Raw genomic sequence first — 19479 nt, forward strand, 5'->3', positions numbered from 1 at the left:
GTCACGCTGGTGGCAAGGCGCGCGCCAAAACCAGCAGCGTGACATGGGCTGCGCCGTGCCGCTTCAGCGTTTGCGCCAATTCGCCAAGCGAGGCGCCGGTGGTCATCACGTCGTCGACCAGGAGCAGCCGCTTGCCGGTGAAGTCGGCTGCGCAATGGAAGGCGCCACGAACGTTCTTCGCCCGCTCGCGCCAGGGAAGATCGGCTTGTGCGGGCGTGTCGCGAATGCGCTGGCAGCTTCGCACGTCGATGGGCATTTGCCAGGCCTTGCCGACCGGACGCGCCAGCTCGAGCGCCTGATTGAAGCCGCGTTGGCGCAGGCGTTGCGGGTGTAGCGGCAGGGGAACGATCAGATCTGCCAGGCTTTCCCCGGTCAGCGCAGCAAGCTGCCGGCCAAAGTAACGGCCAAGGGCCAGACGATGGCCGTACTTGAATGACTGAACCAGCTTGTCAAGCGGGAAGGCATAGCGGAACGCGACGAGCGCCCGATCGTAATAGGGCGGCTTGGCCAGGCAACGGCCGCAGACTTCCCCATGTGGCGTCGGCAAAGCGCAGCGCGGGCAGCGTTGTCCCGGAAGGCGCGGCAAGTCTGCCTCGCAAGCCGCGCAGAGGAGACACCTGCCGCTTGCGGCGCCGCACAGCAGGCAGTCCTGTGTCAACAGCCGCTCGCACGACCCGACGACCAGACTGGCTGTTTGAGTTAAGATTGGCATCCTCGAATGGCTCGCAAGCAATCGGTGGCCATGTGCCTCTAACCACCTCTACCCATAGGTCTAACCCATGAACGCAATTCCTCAAGCCGCAACGCTCACCCCGGATCAGTCCGTACCGGCCCCTGTCGCCAGGTGGACTGTCGCCGAAGTCGAAGCACTTTACCAGCTCCCGTTGATGGATCTGCTGTTTCGTGCGCAGCAGGTACACCGCGAGAACTTCAACGCCAACGAGATTCAACGCTCGACGCTGCTCTCGATCAAGACTGGCGGTTGTTCGGAGGATTGCGGCTATTGCTCGCAAGCGGCGCGCTACACTACCGGCACCGAGCGTGAAGCGCTGATGCCGCTCGACGAAGTGCTTGCCGCCGCGCAAGCTGCCAAGGACAAGGGCGCTTCGCGCTTCTGCATGGGGGCTGCCTGGCGTGGCCCCAAGGACAAGGACCTGGCCAAGGTGACCGAGATGATTCGCACGGTCAAAGCCATGGGCCTGCAAACCTGCGTCACCCTGGGCATGCTCAAGGACGGCCAGGCCAGCGAACTCAAGGAAGCCGGTCTCGACTATTACAACCACAATCTCGATACCGATGCTTCCTTCTATGGGCAGGTGATCACCACCCACAAGCATGCGGACCGCATCGACACGCTGGGGCAGGTGCGCCAGGCGGGGATCAAGGTTTGCTCCGGCGGCATCATCGGCATGGGTGAGTCACGCCGCAACCGTGCGGCACTGATCGTCCAGCTAGCCAACCTCAATCCGCCGCCCGAGTCGGTGCCGATCAACAATCTGGTGCCGATCCCCGGGACGCCGATGGCCAACGTTGAGCGGGTCGACAACTTCGAGTTCGTCCGCACCCTGGCCGCTGCGCGAATCACCATGCCCACGAGTTTCGTACGCCTGTCCGCGGGTCGTCAGGAAATGTCGGAAGAACTGCAGGCGCTCTGTTTCCTGGCCGGTGCCAATTCGATCTTCTACGGCGACAAGCTGCTGACCACCGGCAACCCGGAGGCCGATCGCGATGAGGCGCTGTTCGAGAAGCTCGGGCTGCGGCCGATCTAGTCGTTGATGACGGCACCGGCGCAATTCGTTGATCAGCGCCAGGTGCGACGCAATTTTGCGCGCGCCGCGTCGACCTACGATGCGGTGGCGGTGCTGCAGCGCGAAATCGGCAGCCGCATGCTCGAACGACTCGACTACGTGCGGATCGAGCCACAACGTGTTCTCGATCTCGGTTGCGGCACCGGCGCCAGCCTCACCGCCCTGCACGAGCGCTACCCCGACGCGCTGCTGATCGGCGCCGATCTCTGCGAAGCCATGCTGCAGGTGGACCGTGCGAAGCGCTCGCGATTGCGCTGGCTATTGCCCTTCCTGCGCGGCCACAAAACACCGCTTCTGGCCGCCGATGCAAGCGCGCTGCCCCTCAAGCCGCAGTCAATCGGGCTGCTCTGGTCAAACCTGATGCTGCACTGGCTGGACAACCCTCTGGCGGCATTTCGTGAGGCACACCGGCTGCTCGATGTTGGCGGTTTGCTGATGTTCTCGACCTTCGGGCCGGACACTTTGAAAGAACTGCGCGCGAGTTTCGGCGATAGCCATGCGCATACCCAGCGCTTCACCGACATGCATGACTACGGCGACATGCTGCTCGAGTGCGGCTTTTCCGACCCGGTGATGGATGCGGAGGTACTGACCATGACCTACGCCAGCGTCGACGACCTGCTCACCGATCTGCGCCAGAGTGGCTCCGCCTGCGCAATGTACGCACGTCGCCGTGGATTGGCGGGGCGCTCCCTGTGGGCGGAAGTGCGCACCGTCTATGGCCGGCTTGCCCGTGATGGCCGCCTGCCGGCGACCGTTGAGGTGGTCTATGGCCACGCCTGGAAAGCCGCCCGGAAGAAAACAACCGACGGGCGAACAATCGTCCGCTTTGATCCGCAGCAACGACACCGCTAATCAAGCCTGTTCCCGGCCACCGGCTTGCCGGCGGGCATCGGCAATACGTTCTTTCCCGGATACGATGCCGCCCGCGGAAATTGGTCTGGCGGACGCCACCTCTGCATAAAGCAGTCGGCGACACGGGCCGTCCGGCCTACTGATGGCCGGGTCACGCGGAGTCGACCACTCCAGCGCTTGCGGACCACCCGGTCGACGCAACGCCGATTCAAAAGAGCTTGCCGCAACCCTTCCGAAAAGATGATCTCTTCTCCATCAGGGTCACACCGATAGCCTGCGCATCTCGCTCCTCTGCCTCACCCTGTCACCGTCCGCTTCGCTCTCGCCACGCATGCTGGCGTTTGGCGCTGCCGGTCTTCTTCGCTTATGCCACTGAAAGGCAAACAGCCAATCGCCATCCAGGGCCGCTCTTCTGGCAGAGTAGACTTTCGCTCCTAATGCGTCAGAATTCTTGACAACAACGCCACTTTCATAGCCGAGAAAACGCTGTTTTCGCGAAGAATGGGAATGAATCTGCGTTTTGTTGAAGCCTTCTACTGGGCGGTGTCGCTGAAGAGCGTCACGCGGGCGGCGGAAAAACTTTTCGTGACGCAATCGGCGCTGTCCAGCCGGATTGCAGTGCTGGAGGAGGAGCTTGGCTTCATGCTTCTTGACCGGAGCGGGCGGCAGTTTCGCCTGACCGCGGCCAGAGCGCGCTTCCTGACGAGGGCGACACGCTTGCTCGCGTTGGAGAGCGAGCGGGCTGCTTTCTGGATGGCATCTCGCTGGTGGTGCTGACCATTGGCGTGTTGCTGCCGACGGTGGAGGCGGCGGGCTTTGATCTGATCTGGTTTGGCGTCTTCGTGGTCTTGACAGTCGAAATGGCGCAGATCACCCCGCCGGTCGGCCTCAACCTCTTTGTCCTGCAGGGGCTGAGGAAACACGAGGTGACCGATATCGCGCGCCGCGACACCGCTCTTCGCGGTGATGATGACTGCGCTCCTTGCCACCTATTATTTTAAGGACATCGTGCTATGGCTGCCGAATCGGATGTGAGTTTTGACGTGAGCGAGCGAATGCGCGTTGTCGACGCCGGCGACCAGGCATTTACTTTGGTGCTCGGCGAGCGAATTGCGCCCGAAGTGGTGGCCACGGTGACCGCGTTGGACCGGCAGATCGCCGCCCTGCAGCAGACCGGCAGCTTGCCCGGACTGATCGAGACCGTGCCCACCTTCTGCTCGCTGACCGTGATTTACGACCCCCTGCAGACGTCGCGCCGTCAATTGCTGGCAGAACTCGCGCAGTTGCCGCCGGCGGACGCGCGCGTTAGCAGCCCATCATCGCGCCGGTGGCGCTTGCCGGTCTGCTACGAAGGCGATTGTGGCCCGGATCTGGAGGGTACCGCGGCGGCGCTGGGAATGAGCGCAGAGGCGCTGATCGTTCAGCATCAGCAGACCGAATACCGCGTCTACATGCTCGGCTTCCTGCCCGGCTTTCCCTTCATGGGCGACCTGCCGCCAGCACTGCAATTGCCGCGGCGGAGTGAGCCGCGTTTGCGGGTGCCGCCCGGCAGCGTGGCCATCGCGGGGGCACTGACCGCCATTTACCCATCGGAAAGCCCCGGCGGCTGGCATCTCCTGGGGCAGTGTGCGGTGCCGCTATTCGATCCGGCGTGGCCGCAGCCCTCTCTTCTGCAGGCCGGAGACCGGGTTTCCTTCAGCACGGTGAATACGGCTGAGCACACGCGCTTGCTGCACGCGGCCAAGGCACGCGCGCTTGATCTGGCGGCCTTTTCCGATGCCGAGGTGGCGTCGTGAGCGAGACAGTATCCGAGATCGAGGTCCGCAGCGCCGGCGCCTATGCGTCGATTCAGGACGGCGGCCGCCGTGGCCTGCGCCGCGTCGGCGTACCGTGGTCCGGGGTGCTTGATCCGGCGTGGATGAAGATCGCCAACGCACTGGTCGGCAATCAAGCCACGGCGCCCGTGATCGAGCATTTTGACGGTGGGCTGGTGCTGAAAGTGACACAGGGCCGCGTGCGCATGGCGTTTGCCGGCCAGGCCAACGTCGACGTTTCCGGCGAACAGGGCGTACAGCGCGTCGTCTGCTGGCGCAGTGTTTGTGTTAATGCCGGAGAAACCCTGCGCATACGGGCGCTGCGTGCCGGGCGACTGGTGGTGGTCGGCGTTGGCGGCCTGCAGGTGGCGCAAACGCTGGGTAGCGCCTCGACCTACGCGCGCGCTGGCATCGGCAAGCCGCTGGCAGTGGGTGATCGACTGTCGGCGCGGTTCACCGAGGCGTCTGATTTTCTGCTGCCGGAGCCGCCCATCGACAACGATGAAGCCATTCGTGTGGTCGCCGGGCCGCAGGCCGGGAACTTTGTCGACGATGCGCTGGCGCAGTTGTGCGCCGCGCCGTTTGCCGTCACCGATCAGGCCGACCGCATGGGTATCCGGCTGCAGGGCCCGCTGCTGCGGCACCGCTCGGACGCGCACAAGGACATCATCTCCGATGCCACCGTGCCGGGCTCGATGCAGGTGCCGGGCTCGGGCCAGCCAATCGTACTGCTGGCTGACGCCCAGACTGCCGGCGGCTATCCCAAGATTGCCACGGTGATTTCGGCCGACCTCGGGCGCCTGGCGAAGCGGCGGGCGGGCGAAACCCTGCGCTTTCAGTTGGTGGATGTCGCTGCCGCGGAGCAAGCCGCACGAACGCACGCGCAAAGGCTTGCACAGCTTATCGCCAGCATTCGCCGTCTGCCGGGCGACGGCAGCGTCGATGTCGAGGCGCTTTACAACAGCGGCTTGATCAGCGCGCCGATCGGCGCCTTTGAAATCGAGGAGTGAGAAAGTGAACTCGGTGAAAACCATCAACCTCAACGCCGATCTGGGCGAGAGTTTTGGCCCGTGGTCAATGGGCGACGACGCGGCGATGCTCGACATCGTTGGCAGCGCCAACATCGCCTGCGGCTTTCACGCCGGGGATCCCATGGTCATGGGGGCGACGCTGCGTGCCGCGAAGGCCCGCGGCGTCAGCGTCGGCGCCCATCCCGGCTACGCCGACCTGCAAGGTTTTGGCCGCCGGCCGCAGTCGCTCAGCGCCGCGGAAGTGGAAGCGCTGGTGATCTATCAGGTGGGCGCGCTGCAAGGTCTGGCCGCCAGCGAGGGGATGACGGTAAGCCACGTCAAACCGCATGGCGCGCTGAACAATCAGGCCTGCGCCGAGCGGCCGTTGGCCGACGCCATCGCCCGCGCTGTGAAGGCCCTGGATCCGACGCTTATCCTGCTGGCACCGGCCCGCTCACAATTGGCGCTGGCCGGACGAGAGGCCGGGCTGCGGGTGGTCGACGAGATCTTCGCCGACCGGCGCTATCAGGATGACGGCCAACTCGTCCCGCGCAGTCAGCCCGGCGCCGTCATTCACGACCCGGAGCAGGCCCTGGCGCACATCCGCGCGATGCTCGATGCCGGCGCGCTGGTCAGCGCCGGCGGCCACCAAATTCCGGTTCAGGCCGGCAGCATCTGCATCCACGGCGACTCGCCGAGCGCCGTGGCGCTGGCCAGGCATCTGCGCGATGGCCTGATCAACGCAGGGTATGCGTTGGCGCCGTTGACGGCGATGCCTTGGGCGTGACCGGGGGAGTTCCCGGCAAGAAACCGTCAACCGCTCGCAAAAAGCAAGGTGAGGAAACAGGCTTTCGCCTACCCTCGCTCATCAACCCGTCCATGGGGCTTTCCCGCCGTCGTCCGGACCGTGAAGCCCGCGCTTGGGGTCCCTTGCTCTTCTCGGGACTGACATCGGCCCTGAGCGCGACTGAGGTCACATGATGCGGAACTTCATGGTCACGCGCTCATCGTTCCAGATGTCGTCCGGGCTGATCGAGTTGCGGCGGAACTTGAACGAGACATCGGCCTTGCGAAAGGCCTCGTAGACCAGTTCCGAGCAGATGTACTTGCGGTCGCGGTTCTTGCGGCCTCGCCTGAAAAGAATGCGCATCGCGATGCGAAAAATCTCCCAGTTGTCGTAAGGTCTGGTGAGTTCATCCATGCCAAAGCTGATCACTGCCTTGAGCTTCTCGTCGTGCGGCTCCGGCATGATGCGGGCGATCAGGATGCGTCCCTTGTACGGTTTGTTCCTGCCGTGGTAATCACGGACATACTTGGACAAGGGAACGAGGCGAACCCCGATGGCAGTCTCGCTCTCGAGAACGAAGATACGCTGCAAATTATCGTCGCGATAGATAACGCCGATGTGGCTCCAGACGGACCTGGTGAACCACTGGATGGTCTTCGAAAAAAAGTAGGTGCCGGAGCAAAAAACGATGTCACCGGTCTGCAACTGATCGCGAGCCTCATCGTAGTCGAGGATGGGGAGTTTGGCGACGGCTTTGACGCCGAGGGGATCGGCCACGTGGGGCTCCGTTCAAGAGGCAAGGGTGACGGCCAAGCTCGTCAGGAAATGGGAAATAGTAGGGGGCTATTCTGCTGCGCAGGTATCCCGTCAGCGACCATCAAAAACAATCACCCAACACTTGCTTCGACCTCCTGGCCGAAATTCGGGTTAGCGCTCGAATCATCGTCGCCGAACCGCGAGGCCTGCCCACCCAGGCGACAACTGGCGGCAAGCGCAGATCAGCTCTCGCTGACAGTGAACAAGCGCCGGTGCTCCTTGATCGCATAACGGTCGGTCATGCCGGCGATATAGTCGGCAACCCGGCGCACCTGGTCGCCATCGCCTGCGGCCTGGTACTGCGGTGGTAGCAGGCGAGAATTGCTGGTGAAGGCCGCGAACAAATCACTGACGATGCGTTGTGCCTTGCTGGCCATCCGCAGCACCTGATAGTGCTGATAAAGCTGGGTTCGCAAAAAACGTTTCATCTGCCGCTGAGCTTCAAACGATTCTTCGGAGAACGTGACCAGCGCGGGGCCGAGCCGTACCTCGGCAATATCCCTGGGCAGCAAGCGGGCAATGTTGCCGGCGGTGCTGTCGATCAGGTCGCAAACCTGAGTGTTGATCATGCGCCGGATCGTCTCGTGAATCAGACGGCGCCCGCCGAGCCGGGGATAAGCGCGCCGGACATCGCCAACGTGCCGCGCAAACAAGTCAAGCTCTTCCAGTTGCTCAAGCTTTATCAGCCCGGCACGCAATCCGTCGTCTACGTCGTGGTTGTTGTAGGCGATTTCGTCGGCCAAGTTGCATATCTGGGCTTCCAGCGATGGCCGTGTGCGATCGAGGAAGCGTTCGCCAAGGGCGCCAAGCTGACGGGCGTTTTCCAAGGAGCAATGCTTGACGATGCCTTCGCGGGTCTCGAAGCAGAGATTGAGGCCATCGAAAGCGGCGTAGCGCTCCTCCAGCAGATCTACGGTCCGCAGGCTTTGCAGGTTATGCTCGAAGCCGCCATGATCGCGCATGCACTCGTTGAGCGCCTCCTGCCCGGCGTGACCAAAAGGCGTATGCCCGAGGTCGTGGGCGAGCGAAATCGCTTCGGCGAGATCCTCGTTGAGTCGCAGTGCGCGCGCAATGCCGCGAGCGATTTGCGCGACCTCGAGGCTGTGGGTCAAGCGGGTACGGAACAGATCGCCTTCGTGGTTGACGAAAACCTGAGTCTTGTATTCCAGGCGCCGGAAGGCGGTCGAGTGCACAATCCGGTCCCTGTCCCGCTGGAACTCGCTGCGATGCAAGGGCGGAGGGTCCGCTAGCTGACGACCGCGGGTGTTGGCCGAAGATACGGCGTATGGCGCCAGTTCAAACATGTGCGGAGCGCAGCTCAATGGCTTTGCGAACCTGGGCGGGCGAAGCAACATCGGTGACCACGGACTGGCCGATGCGCTTCAGCAGTACGAAGCGAAGATTTCCGTCCTGTACCTTCTTGTCGTTCTGCATCAGCTCAAGGTAGCGCTCAATAGCCAGGTTCGGCCCCGACACCGGCAAACCTGCGCGATGAAAGAGCCGTTCGACACGTCCGAGCGCGCGAGAATCGAGCCATCCCAACTGCGACGAGAGCTCGGCCGCCATCATCGTGCCGGCCGCGACAGCTTCGCCGTGCAACCATTCTCCGTAACCGATCCCGGTTTCTATCGCGTGACCGAAAGTATGTCCCAGGTTGAGCAAGGCGCGCTCGCCACGCTCGTGCTCGTCGGCGGCAACCACTTCGGCCTTGTTTCGACAGGAGCGGCAGATAGCCTCAGAAAGGGCCGCCGGGTCGCGAGACAGCAAGCGTTCGATGTTCGCTTCAAGCCACTCGAAGAAGGGCAAGTCCCTGATCAGACCGTACTTGATGATCTCCGCTACACCAGCGCGCAGTTCCCGGTCGGGGAGGGTGCTCAGAGTCTCCGTATCGGCGAGGACGACCTGGGGCTGATGGAAGGCGCCGATCATGTTCTTGCCGAGCGGGTGATTTATCGCCGTCTTGCCCCCCACCGACGAATCGACTTGCGCGAGGAGCGTCGTGGGGACCTGAATCAAGGGCATGCCGCGTTGAAAGCAGGCGGCGGCAAAGCCCGTAATGTCGCCGACGACGCCGCCGCCAAGGGCCACCAGGGTCGTCGAGCGTTCACAGCGACCCGCCAGCAGGGCGTCGAAAATCGAGTTGAGCGTCGGCCAGTTCTTGAACTGCTCCCCGTCCGGCAGGACTATCTCGCTGACACTGACGCCAGCACGACGTAGGGGCTCGGCGAAGCGGTCGAGGTAGAGGGGTCCGACCGTGGCGTTGGTGACGATCGCCACTTTCAGCTGGCGGAGAAACGGCAGCAGCAACTCGCCGCGATCGAGAACGCCACGGCCAACGAGAATCGGATAAGAACGTGCGCCGAGCGCAACCGTCAGCGTTTCCATGCTTCCCTCATTTCCTTGATTAGTGGTTGAAAGACCGAGTGGGCATTGATTCGACTGCCACTGACGACCAGATCCGCTATGCTCCGATAGAGCGGGTCGCGCTCGGCATGGAGTTCGCGAAGCTTCTGCATTGGGTCAGCCACCTGCAAGAGGGGCCGATTCTTGTCATGCCGCGTGCGTTCGCAGAGCGTTGGCAGCGGCACGTTGAGATAGACGACCAGACCACTTGCCTTCAGGTTCTCCCGGTTTTCCGGACGGAGCACAGCGCCACCACCAGTCGCAACGACAAGACCGCGCAAGCACGCAAGGTCGGCGATGACCTGAACCTCGCGCTTGCGAAAGCCCTCTTCCCCTTCGATCTCGAAGATCGTCGGCAAACGAACGCCCGTGCGAGACTCGATTTCGTGGTCCGAGTCAACGAAAGCGTAAGACAGGCGCTTGGCCAGCACCTTGGCGATGGTCGTTTTCCCAGCCCCCATCAGGCCTACCAGATAGACGTTCCGTCTCTCGTCCTCAATGTTCACGGGCTCATTCTATCGCATGGTCAGGGAGCAAAATCGGGGCAGCAAAAAGGCCGGCTCATCGCCGGCCTTTTTTTGCCCAGCCGCGGTCAGCGTACCGACAGCTTCTCGGCGACGATCCGTGGCGTGATGAAAACCAGCAGTTCGGTCTTGTCATCGATGATTTCCCGATTCTTGAACAGGAAGCCAATATAGGGGAGGTCGCCGAAAAACGGTATGCGCGTGGTGTTGTTGCGAGTTTCTTGCGTATAGATGCCACCAATGACGACCGTGCCGCCGTTTTCGACCAACACTTGGGTCTTGACATGCTTGGTATCGATTGCCACCCCAGCGCCAGTCGATAGACGGGTGTTCGGTGTGTCCTTGTTGACGTCAAGCTCCATGGAGATCTTGCCATCCGGGGTAATCTGGGGCGTCACTTTCAGCGCCAGATTGGCCTTGCGGAACGACACGCTGGTGGCACCTGAGCTCGTCGCCTGTTGATACGGAATTTCGACACCCTGCTCGATGATCGCTTCGACCTGATTGGCCGTCATCACCCGCGGACTGGAGATGACCTTACCGCGACCGTCGGCTTCGAGGGCCGAGATTTCAGCGGTGAGAAACTGTGTCAATGCATTGTTGAACAGGAGGAAGTTCAAACTCCCGGGGATTCCTGTCCGCGGTGTTGCCGGCAAGTTCACCTGGCTTCCCGTCATGTCAAGATTGCCGCTGATCGTCCCGCTGTCGCCGCCTACCCTGACCGCGCCGTTGGGAAAGGTTTGGCGCCAACCCAGGCGTACGCCGAGGTTCTTCGCAAAACTGTCTCCCGCTTCGACGATACGGGCTTCGATCATCACCTGTCGAGCAGCAACGTCGACCTTGGCGATCATCGCTCGCACCTCCTCGAGGCGGCTCGGAGTGTCCTTGACGAAGAGGATGTTGGAGCGCTCCTCGACCACCGCGCTGCCACGCTTGGAAAGCAATGGCTGCTTGGGATCTGAAAGCAGTTTCTTGATCGCGTCAGCCTTGATGTAGTTCATCTGGAAACTCTCGGCCAACAGTGGCTCAAGGTCGCCGATCTGTATGCGCGACTCGAAGTCGAGCTTTTCCTTGGTGGCGATTTCCTCGCGTGGGGCAATCAGGATCACATTTCCATTCTTGCGCATGTCCAGGCCCTTCTGCTGCATGATGATGTCCAGCGCCTGGTCCCACGGAACATCCCTGAGGATCAATGTAATGGAGCCGCCGACGGAATCACTGACGACCATGTTCATGCCAGTGAACTCACCGATGACTTGCAGAAGCCGGCGCACATCGACATTCTGGAAGTTGAGCGACAGCTTCTCTCCCTGATAGCCTCCGCGCGTTCCTTGCACCAGCTTGTTCGGGTTCTCGATGACCGGCTTGACTTCAATCACGAACTGGGTGTCGGACTGATAGGCATTGTGCTCCCACAGGCCGGTCGGAGTGATCGTCATGCGCGCATTGGGACCATTCTGCAGGGTGTTAACAGTCAACACGGGGGTAGCGAAATCGGTTACATCGAGCCGTTTGCGAAGCGAGTTCGGGACACTGACGTTGGTAAAATCGACCACCAGGTTGGCCCCTTGTTGCCGGATGTCGATTCCGGCATTGGCGTCACTCAGGTCGACCGTGATACGCCCCTCGCCGTCCTTGCCCCGTCGGAACGTGATGTCGCGAACGCTGTTCGTGGTATCGGAAGAACGTGCCTTGGCGAAATGATCGAGCGTAGCCTCGCCCCGAGATGTCGTGCTGGGGAGCAAGGCAAGCAATAGGCTGGTACCGTCGATCGTCGCCTCGTAGGTCATTGCCTTGTTGAGATTCAAGACCAATCGGGTCCTGTCCTCGGCCTGGACGATATTGGCGCTCTTCAGATCTCCCTCGTTGTAAGTCTGGCTGGACTTGCCCAGACCATTGGTCGTATTCGGGAAGTCAAATGCGATACGTGCCGGCTTGGCAACGCTGAAGGCTTGAGGCAAGGCCTTCAACGCTTCCTTGAACGTAAGCTTGACGTTGAGCACCGAGCCTTGCTGGACGACGTTGATGGACTCGATGATATTCGGCTTGGCTTCCTGAGCATTCGCCGTCCCGAGCGCGAACAGCACGGCGCTGACGAAGCCGAGCAAGTACTGTTTGATCTGCTTCATTTACTTCGCTCCCTGTTCCTGCAACAGCAGGTTGCTCGTCCTCTCCACCCAGTCACCGGCGGAATCTTGAATGAGCTCTCGCAATGTCACCTCTGATTCGGAAACGTCGACCACCACGCCGAAGTTCTGTCCCATGTAATTGCCGATCTTGACCTGATACAACGCACTATCTGCCTGAATGATGGCATACGACACTTTCTTCCTGCTCATCACGCCAACGTATTTCAGCGACTCCAGGGGATAAAGCTCCAACGGTTCCTTCGGTCGTTCCAGGTCTGGTCTGAAGGCGCCGCCGCCTTTCTTCGATTCCGACCCCAGTTTGGCTGGCTTAAAAGGGTCAAGCAAGTCGCCCACATCATAGGGAACGGGTTCGTAGGGCTCCACCACCGGCACGGGAGGTATCTTGCCCTTGGCATCCAGGGCCACCGTACTCATCCACTCCCGGAGACCCTCATGGTCGCTCTCCGCACAGGCGACCAAACCGATACTGGCCAGCAGGACAAGGAGTTTAAGGAGTTTGCTCATCTCCTCCCACCCTTCTTCGCCTCTTCGGCAGCCTTTTTCTTTGCTGCCAATTCCTCCGCATCAAGATAACGGAAGGTCTTGGTAACCGCGTCGAGCACCAGACTCCCGTCTTTGCTCTGCGGATTGGCGACAATGGCGATGTTGTTCAAGGTGACAATTCTGGAGAGCTTGCCAATATCCCCGGCGAAAGCACCGAAGTCATGGTAAGTACCCGTCAGACGGACATTGATTGGCAGTTCGGCATAGAAGTCCTTGACCTGTTCGGCTCCGGGTTTGAAGAGATCGAACTGCAGGCCCCGACCCATCCCTGCCTGATTGACTTCGACCAGCAAGGACTCGACTTCGGACTTGTTAGGCAGCTGTTTCAAGAGCGCGCCGAAGGAACGATCGATTTCATTCAGCTGCTGAACGTACAGGTCGAGGTTGACGGCTTGCTTCTTCTTGGCTACAAACTGGTCCTTCAACGCCAGCTCAGCCTCCTGCTTGGCGTGCAGAGAATCCAGCTGGTCAGCCCAGACAAACCACCAACCAGCCAGCAAGACGATCAAGAACACGCTCAACAGTACGGTCACGCGCGGCACGACGGGCCACGCCCCCGGATCCTGCGGATTCAGATTCTGGAAATCCCGGAGGACTTCTCTGAAATCGATCGACGGAAGGGCGGGCGCTTTCATTTCACCTCTCCTTCCCCGGCGGGAGCCCGTTTCAGCGAGGCGTTCATGCTGAACTCGTTAAGACGGCGTTTATCAACGATCAAGGCCTTGATTTCTATCAACTGGGGTCTTTCCAGCCATGGTGATGCTTCGATATTGCGCATCAGCGTGGAAACCCGCGCGCTGGACTGTGCATAACCGACGAGATTGATGCTCCGCCCCGTCTGTTTCAGCGAGCGGATGTACACACCCTCGGGCATCTGCTTTGCCAACTCGCTCAACAAACGCACCGCTTCCGCCCGGTCGCGCTGCAATGATTCGATGATTTGCTTACGCGCCATCAGGGCGTCGCTTTGCTCCTTGAGCCTCTTGATCTGGTCAATCTGCTTGTCAAGTACGGCAATCTCCTTCTTGAGGAAGTCGTTCTTGCCATCCTGCGCAGCCTCATAGCTTGCTACTACCGAGTAAACGAGAAAAACGATCAGCCCGGAAAGAAGCGTAACCAGCCCCAGCAATGCGTAGAACTGTTGCCGCCGTACTCGCCGCTTTTCTTCCCGATGCGGAAGCAGGTTGATGCGTATCATTCGTCGAACCTCCGCAGCGCAAGACCGCAGGCAACCATCAATGACGACGCATCCGTCAACAGACTCTTGGTGCGAACCCGATCCGAAAGCAACATCTCGGCAAATGGATTGGCAATGATCGTGTTGATCTGTGTCCGAGAAGCAACAACTTCATCGGCCCCGGCGATGACTGCGCAACCTCCGGCCAAGACGATCTGGTTGATCTGATTGAACTGGGTAGAGGTAAAGAAGAACTGCAGGGCTCGCGAAAGCTCCAGTGCCATCGCCTCGAGAAACGGCTGCAAGAGCTCTGTTTCATAGGGTTCGGGCAGGTTGTTGCGACGTTTCTCGGCTTCCGCTTCCTCGAAACTCATCCCAAAATGACGGGCGATATCCTGCGTCAGCTGATTTCCCCCGAACGCTTGTTCGCGAACGTAGAGCTGCTGGCCGTCGCGCAGAACCGTCAGGTTTATTACGTTAGCACCCACATCGATCAGCGCTATGACCTGCCCCTTGCCCCCGTCAGGAAGCTGCTTCTCGATCAGCTCGAACGCCGAAAGTACGGCATAGGACTCCACGTCCAGCACCACCGGGATGAGGCCGGCTGATTCAGCAACGGCAACACGGTCTTCGACCTTTTCCTTACGGGATGCAGCGATCAGGACCTCAATCTCGTCCGGCGATGAAGGCGCCGGACCCACTACCTGAAAATCCAGGTTGACCTCATCAAGGGCAAACGGAATGTACTGGCTGGCCTCGGACTCGACCAGAACCTCCAACTCCTCGTCCCGCTGGCCAGCGGCAACGATGATCTTCTTGGTGATGACATGTGACGACGGCAGAGCGATGGCGACCTGCCTGGTCAGCGTCGCGAGCTTCTTCCACGCCCGCCTGACCGACTCGGCAGCAACCTCAAGATTGAGAATATTTCCATCCGAGACGACATCCCTCGGCAACACCTCGATGGCGTAACGCTCCACCCGATGCCCGCCTTTACCATCACTGGCCAGCTCGACCATCTTGACCGACGACGAGCTGATATCGAGACCGATCAGGGAGCGCGCCTTGGGATTAAAGATCGAAAGATCAAACTGCAAATCGCCACCCCCGCCAAAAAACCCTTCAATAATTTGTAGTTAGCGCACTTATAGATATTCTACTTTAGATGCTAGCAACAAGCTCCAAGCGTGTAAAGCGATTTCTCGACCATTGCGGGCGAGGTGTACGATGTTCGCACCTTTTGGCGGCTGCCCTAATATAATACGAAGATCTGCCTTTCTTCCGGACGCTGTGTTGCCTACCGCCCTCCGCTGGGTCCTGTACCCGATCGTTCTCATTGTCGGCCTTGCCGCGATAGCCCTTGCCATGGTGGCTGTTGTCCTGAGCCTGGCCTACCCGAACCTGCCATCGCTGGAGATCCTTACCGACTATCGGCCGAAGGTTCCGCTGCGAGTGTACACGGCGGACGGCTACTTGATTGGCGAATTCGGTGAAGAGCGCCGTGCGGTGGTCAGCATCGAAGACGTTCCGGCCATCATGAAGCAGGCCATCCTGGCTGCGGAGGACGAGCGCTTTTATCAGCATGGCGGGGTGGATAGCCTAGGCGTCCTACGCGCACTCTTCGCGAACGTGGTCGGCGGCGGCAAACGCCAGGGCGCATCGACGATTACCCAGCAAGTAGCCAAGAACTTCTTTCTCTCCTCAGAGAAGACCTACACCCGAAAACTGTACGAGGCTCTCCTTGCTTTCAAGATCGAACACAATCTCAGCAAGGACGAGATCTTCGAGTTGTACATCAACCAGATATTCCTCGGGCAACGCGCCTACGGTTTCGCCGCGGCAGCCCAGACCTATTTTGGCAAGCCACTCGCAAACCTGACGATAGCCGAAGCAGCCATGCTTGCCGGGCTGCCGAAAGCACCCTCCGCTGACAACCCGGTGGCCAGACCCAAGCGCGCCCGCATTCGCCAGCAGTACGTTCTTCGGAGAATGAACGAACTCGGATTCATTACCGATGAGCAGCAACAAGCTGCCCTGGACCAAGCGCTGGTGATCAAGCGTGACACCAGCGAAGTACGGATTCACGCCGAGTACGTCACCGAGATGGCACGTCAGATAGCAGCCGAACGATTTCCCGAAGATGTGTATACACGGGGACTCCGAGTCTATACGACGATTCTGAAGAAGGATCAGGACGCGGCCTACGCCAGTCTGCGGCGTGGCGTGCTCGACTACGATCGCCGGCACGGTTATCGAGGTGCCGAGGCCTACACCGACATCGGCCAGATCCGCTCCGACCAGGAAGAGGCCCTCGATGAAGTGCTGCAGGACTTCCAGGATGCGGAGGATTTGCACCCGGCCGTCGTGTTGCAAGCCGACACGAAGAAAGTTGTTGCCTACCGTCGCGGCGGTGAAATCGTCACCCTAAGCGGCGACGGGCTGAAATTCGCTGCCCGCATGATCGACGACAAGGCCCCGCCCAACAAACGCCTGCGGCGTGGCGCCATCATCCGTATCCAGGAAGACGACAACAAACAAGACTGGCGGATCGTCCAACTGCCAGAAGTGGAAGCCGCTTTTCTCGCGGCTGACCCGCGCGACGGCGCCATACGCGCACTGGTTGGCGGTTTTGATTTCAACCGCAACAAGTTCAACCACGCTACCCAGGCGTGGCGGCAGCCCGGTTCGAGCTTCAAGCCGTTCATCTATTCGGCGGCGTTCGAGAAGGGCTTCTCCCCGTCGTCAGTGGTGAATGACGAGCCGATCAGCTTCCCGGCGACGGTTACCGGTAGCCAAGCCTGGGAACCAAAGAACTATGACGGCAAGTACGAGGGACCGATGCGCCTTCGTCGCGCGTTGGCCAGATCGAAGAACATGGTGTCGATTCGCCTCCTGCAAGCTAGCGGCGTACGCTTCGTACAGGACTATGTCACGCGTTTCGGTTTTGAGGCCGCAAAGCACCCACCCTACCTGACGATGGCTCTGGGTGCGGGATCGGTCACGCCGTGGGAGATGGTCGCCGGCTACGCCGTCTTCGCCAACGGCGGCTACCTCATTCGCCCTTACATCGTCAGCCAGATCCAGGACGACAAGAAGCAGGTACTGGCGCAGGCGGCGCCAACCACTGCCGGGGATCAGCGGCTGCAGGCGATCGACCCGCGCAACGCTTTCCTGATGGACAGCATGCTGCGTGACGTGACCATCTATGGTACCGGTGCCCGCGCGTCGGCGACGCTCAAACGCCGCGATCTCGCAGGCAAGACGGGAACCACCAATGACTACGTGGATGCCTGGTTCTGCGGCTACCAGCAGACCGTCGTCGGCTGTTCGTGGATCGGTTTCGACCAGCCAAAAAATCTGGGCCGGGGCGAAACCGGGGGCTCGGCGGCACTGCCGACGTGGATCGGCTACATGGCCAAGGTTCTGCGAGATGTTCCCGAGTCATTTCTTCCGGCGCCCGATGGAATCGTCTCGCTTGCCGTTCCAGACCGCGGCAAGGGGCCGGCCCTCGAGCTGTTCTACCGGGAAAACGCGCCAGCCGCGATCGAGCCCGTTGCGCCGCCCGACGACAGCACACAGCCGGTGGACTGAACGCGGTCCCGGGCGTTTTAGGGTCATCGCTGCGTGTCGATCGCAATCATGAGAGTAACGGCGACCCTCTCCGCCGCGTTCGCCCCCGCTCTCCCGTCTTGATCCGCTCCGAGGGCGATCAAGACGGCATGCTAAACTCGGTCATCGGAACCCCCCGTTGCCGTCGACCAGCAAATGCCACCTGCAAGCACTCCTCCTCCCGTTTCCTCGTTGCACATCTATTTCCGGCTGCTGGGCTATCTGCGGCCTTTCGTCGGTTTGTTCGCGATCAGCCTGTTGGGCTACCTGATCTTCGCGTCATCACAACCGATGATGGCCGGCATTCTCAAGTACTTCGTCGACGGACTGAATGCGGCCGATGGTGTCAAAGCGGCCGCGCTCCCCCTGTTCGCCGGCATCGAGCTGGTCTACGCCGTGCCACTACTACTGGTGCTTGCCATCACCTGGCAGGGGATCGGCTCCTATCTCGGCAATTATTACCTGGCAAGGGTCTCGCTGGGCCTGATCAACGATCTCAGGCGCGCCCTTTTCGATAGCCTGTTGCACCTGCCGAATGGCTACTTCGACCAGCAAAACTCCGGACACCTGATTTCGCGCATCACCTATGACGCAACGATGGTCACCGGCGCGGCGACTGACGCGATCAAGGTAGTCATCCGCGAGGGACTGACGATCGCCTTCCTGTTCGCCTATCTGCTGTGGATGAACTGGAAACTGACGCTGGTGATGGTCGCCATCCTGCCGATCATCGGCCTGATGGTCACCAGCGCCAGCCGCAAGTTTCGCAAGCAAAGCAGGAAGATACAGAGCGCCATGGGCGACCTGACGCATGTGGCGTCAGAAACCATACAGGGTTACCGCGTCGTCCGCAGCTTCGGCGGCGAGGACTACGAATCGGCGCGCTTTCGCGCGGCGAGCGAAGAGAACACGGCCAAGCAGCTACGCATGGTCAAATCCACCGCAACCTTCACGCCGGCGCTGCAGTTCGTCATTTTCAGCAGCATGGCAGCGCTGCTGGTGCTGGTTCTGCTGCTGCGCGGCGACGCCTCCGCCGGCGACCTGGTCGCTTACATCACTGCCGCCGGCATGTTGCCCAAACCGATACGCCAGCTTTCCGAGGTCAGCGCCACCATCCAGAAAGGACTGGCCGGCGCCGAGAGTATTTTCGCCCAGATCGATGAAGCACCAGAACTGGATGATGGCGGCGTCGAAAAGGATCGTGTGAGCGGGCAGTTGCAGGTCAGGAACCTCTCCTTCGTCTATCCGGGTAGCACGCAGCGCGTCCTTGACGACGTCAGCTTTTCGGTTGAGCCGGGGCAGATGGTGGCGCTCGTTGGCCGATCCGGGAGCGGCAAATCGACCCTGGCGAATCTGATTCCCCGCTTCTACAAGCACGACTCGGGTCAGATCTTGATCGACGGCATCGGCGTGGAATGTTTCACTCTGCGCAACCTGCGTCGGCACATTGCACTGGTGACGCAACAGGTCGTTCTCTTCAATGACAGCGTCGCCAGCAACATTGCCTACGGTGACTTATCCGCCGCGCCGCGCGAGGCAATTGAGAAAGCGGCCGAAGCCGCGTTTGCCAGCGAGTTCATCGCCCGCCTGCCGGAGGGTTTCGACACCCTGGTTGGCGAGAATGGCGTGATGCTCTCCGGCGGGCAGCGACAGCGCCTGGCGATTGCCCGCGCGTTGCTGAAGGATGCGCCGATCCTGATTCTCGACGAAGCAACTTCGGCGCTTGACACAGAATCGGAACGACACATCCAGCGCGCACTCGACCAGGTGATGGCAGGACGGACGACGCTGGTCATCGCACACCGCCTGTCGACCGTCGAAAGGGCCGACCAGATTCTGGTCATGGACCAGGGACGCATCGTCGAACGTGGCAAGCATGCCGAGTTACTGGCCAGCAACGGCCACTACGCACGCCTGCACGCGATGCAGTTCAGCGAGCACGAGGAAGACGCTGCCGCCGCTGCGCCGGCCTGAACCACCGCC

General features: G+C 60.8%; 17 protein-coding genes and 2 pseudogenes. 9 read left to right on the plus strand and 10 right to left on the minus strand.

Translation table 11 applies throughout. From position 1 onward, the window contains the following. Window position 1 precedes the first annotated feature (1 nt). Window positions 2–712: a ComF family protein gene (locus RUW20_RS00935; RefSeq protein ID WP_313950311.1), complete on the minus strand. Its 711-nt coding sequence runs from the start codon at window positions 710–712 to the stop codon at window positions 2–4. Between the two features lie 67 nt (window positions 713–779). Here RUW20_RS00935 and bioB point away from each other — a divergent pair, with 67 nt between their 5' ends. From bioB to RUW20_RS00970, 7 genes and pseudogenes are all read left to right on the plus strand, one after another. Further along, a complete protein-coding gene (bioB, locus tag RUW20_RS00940) occupies window positions 780–1769 on the plus strand; it encodes a biotin synthase BioB (RefSeq protein WP_313950312.1) in 990 nt (329 codons plus the stop codon). A gap of 6 nt (window positions 1770–1775) precedes the next feature. Beyond that, window positions 1776–2663 carry a malonyl-ACP O-methyltransferase BioC gene (bioC, locus tag RUW20_RS00945; RefSeq protein WP_313950313.1) on the plus strand — a complete coding sequence of 296 codons (888 nt, stop codon included), beginning with the start codon at window positions 1776–1778 and terminating at the stop codon, window positions 2661–2663. Between the two features lie 507 nt (window positions 2664–3170). Further along, window positions 3171–3401 (plus strand): annotated as a pseudogene (locus RUW20_RS00950) (LysR family transcriptional regulator); the annotation flags it as partial. A gap of 2 nt (window positions 3402–3403) precedes the next feature. Beyond that, a pseudogene (locus RUW20_RS00955) lies at window positions 3404–3698 on the plus strand (TRAP transporter large permease subunit); the annotation flags it as partial. Continuing rightward, window positions 3677–4459, plus strand: coding sequence for a 5-oxoprolinase subunit PxpB (gene pxpB / locus RUW20_RS00960; protein ID WP_313950314.1), 783 nt, complete (start codon window positions 3677–3679; stop codon window positions 4457–4459). The pseudogene RUW20_RS00955 and the gene pxpB, both read left to right, overlap by 22 nt. Then, the gene (locus RUW20_RS00965; RefSeq protein ID WP_313950315.1) at window positions 4456–5487 is read left to right on the plus strand and encodes a biotin-dependent carboxyltransferase family protein; all 1032 of its coding nucleotides are present in this window, start codon (window positions 4456–4458) and stop codon (window positions 5485–5487) included. The genes pxpB and RUW20_RS00965 overlap by 4 nt, the downstream gene beginning before the upstream one ends. A gap of 13 nt (window positions 5488–5500) precedes the next feature. Beyond that, the gene (locus RUW20_RS00970; protein ID WP_313950375.1) at window positions 5501–6274 is read left to right on the plus strand and encodes a 5-oxoprolinase subunit PxpA; all 774 of its coding nucleotides are present in this window, start codon (window positions 5501–5503) and stop codon (window positions 6272–6274) included. 186 nt (window positions 6275–6460) lie between these two features. Here RUW20_RS00970 and RUW20_RS00975 read toward each other — a convergent pair whose 3' ends face one another. The 9 genes from RUW20_RS00975 to RUW20_RS01015 form a co-directional block, all read right to left on the minus strand. Next, entirely contained in the window at window positions 6461–7051 is a 591-nt protein-coding gene (locus RUW20_RS00975) for a YiiX/YebB-like N1pC/P60 family cysteine hydrolase (protein ID WP_313950316.1), read from the minus strand. A gap of 221 nt (window positions 7052–7272) precedes the next feature. Continuing rightward, window positions 7273–8394, minus strand: coding sequence for a deoxyguanosinetriphosphate triphosphohydrolase (locus RUW20_RS00980; RefSeq protein ID WP_313950317.1), 1122 nt, complete (start codon window positions 8392–8394; stop codon window positions 7273–7275). After that, window positions 8387–9475, minus strand: a complete 1089-nt coding sequence (aroB, locus tag RUW20_RS00985; protein WP_313950318.1) for a 3-dehydroquinate synthase — start codon at window positions 9473–9475, stop codon at window positions 8387–8389. Before aroB ends, RUW20_RS00980 begins: the two co-directional genes overlap by 8 nt. Then, on the minus strand, window positions 9463–9954 hold the full coding sequence (locus RUW20_RS00990) for a shikimate kinase (RefSeq protein WP_313950376.1): 492 nt from the start codon (window positions 9952–9954) through the stop codon (window positions 9463–9465). Before RUW20_RS00990 ends, aroB begins: the two co-directional genes overlap by 13 nt. Before the next feature lie 131 nt (window positions 9955–10085). Further along, a complete protein-coding gene (gene pilQ / locus RUW20_RS00995) occupies window positions 10086–12146 on the minus strand; it encodes a type IV pilus secretin PilQ (protein ID WP_313950319.1) in 2061 nt (686 codons plus the stop codon). Beyond that, on the minus strand, window positions 12147–12671 hold the full coding sequence (locus RUW20_RS01000; RefSeq protein WP_313950320.1) for a pilus assembly protein PilP: 525 nt from the start codon (window positions 12669–12671) through the stop codon (window positions 12147–12149). Then, window positions 12668–13345, minus strand: coding sequence for a type 4a pilus biogenesis protein PilO (locus tag RUW20_RS01005; RefSeq protein ID WP_313950321.1), 678 nt, complete (start codon window positions 13343–13345; stop codon window positions 12668–12670). The genes RUW20_RS01000 and RUW20_RS01005 overlap by 4 nt, the downstream gene beginning before the upstream one ends. Continuing rightward, complete coding sequence (locus tag RUW20_RS01010) at window positions 13342–13908, minus strand: PilN domain-containing protein (protein WP_313950322.1); 567 nt, start codon at window positions 13906–13908, stop codon at window positions 13342–13344. Before RUW20_RS01010 ends, RUW20_RS01005 begins: the two co-directional genes overlap by 4 nt. Continuing rightward, a complete protein-coding gene (locus tag RUW20_RS01015) occupies window positions 13905–14984 on the minus strand; it encodes a pilus assembly protein PilM (protein ID WP_313950323.1) in 1080 nt (359 codons plus the stop codon). The genes RUW20_RS01010 and RUW20_RS01015 overlap by 4 nt, the downstream gene beginning before the upstream one ends. A gap of 196 nt (window positions 14985–15180) precedes the next feature. Between RUW20_RS01015 and RUW20_RS01020 the strand changes: the two genes are divergently transcribed. Next, window positions 15181–17478, plus strand: coding sequence for a penicillin-binding protein 1A (locus RUW20_RS01020; protein WP_313950324.1), 2298 nt, complete (start codon window positions 15181–15183; stop codon window positions 17476–17478). A 174-nt stretch (window positions 17479–17652) separates the two neighbouring features. Next, window positions 17653–19470: a lipid A export permease/ATP-binding protein MsbA gene (msbA, locus tag RUW20_RS01025; protein WP_313950325.1), complete on the plus strand. Its 1818-nt coding sequence runs from the start codon at window positions 17653–17655 to the stop codon at window positions 19468–19470. The last annotated feature ends 9 nt before the right edge of the window (window positions 19471–19479 follow it).

The sequence above is a fragment of the Accumulibacter sp. genome (genome assembly GCF_032229525.1).
Lineage (GTDB): Bacteria > Pseudomonadota > Gammaproteobacteria > Burkholderiales > Rhodocyclaceae > Accumulibacter.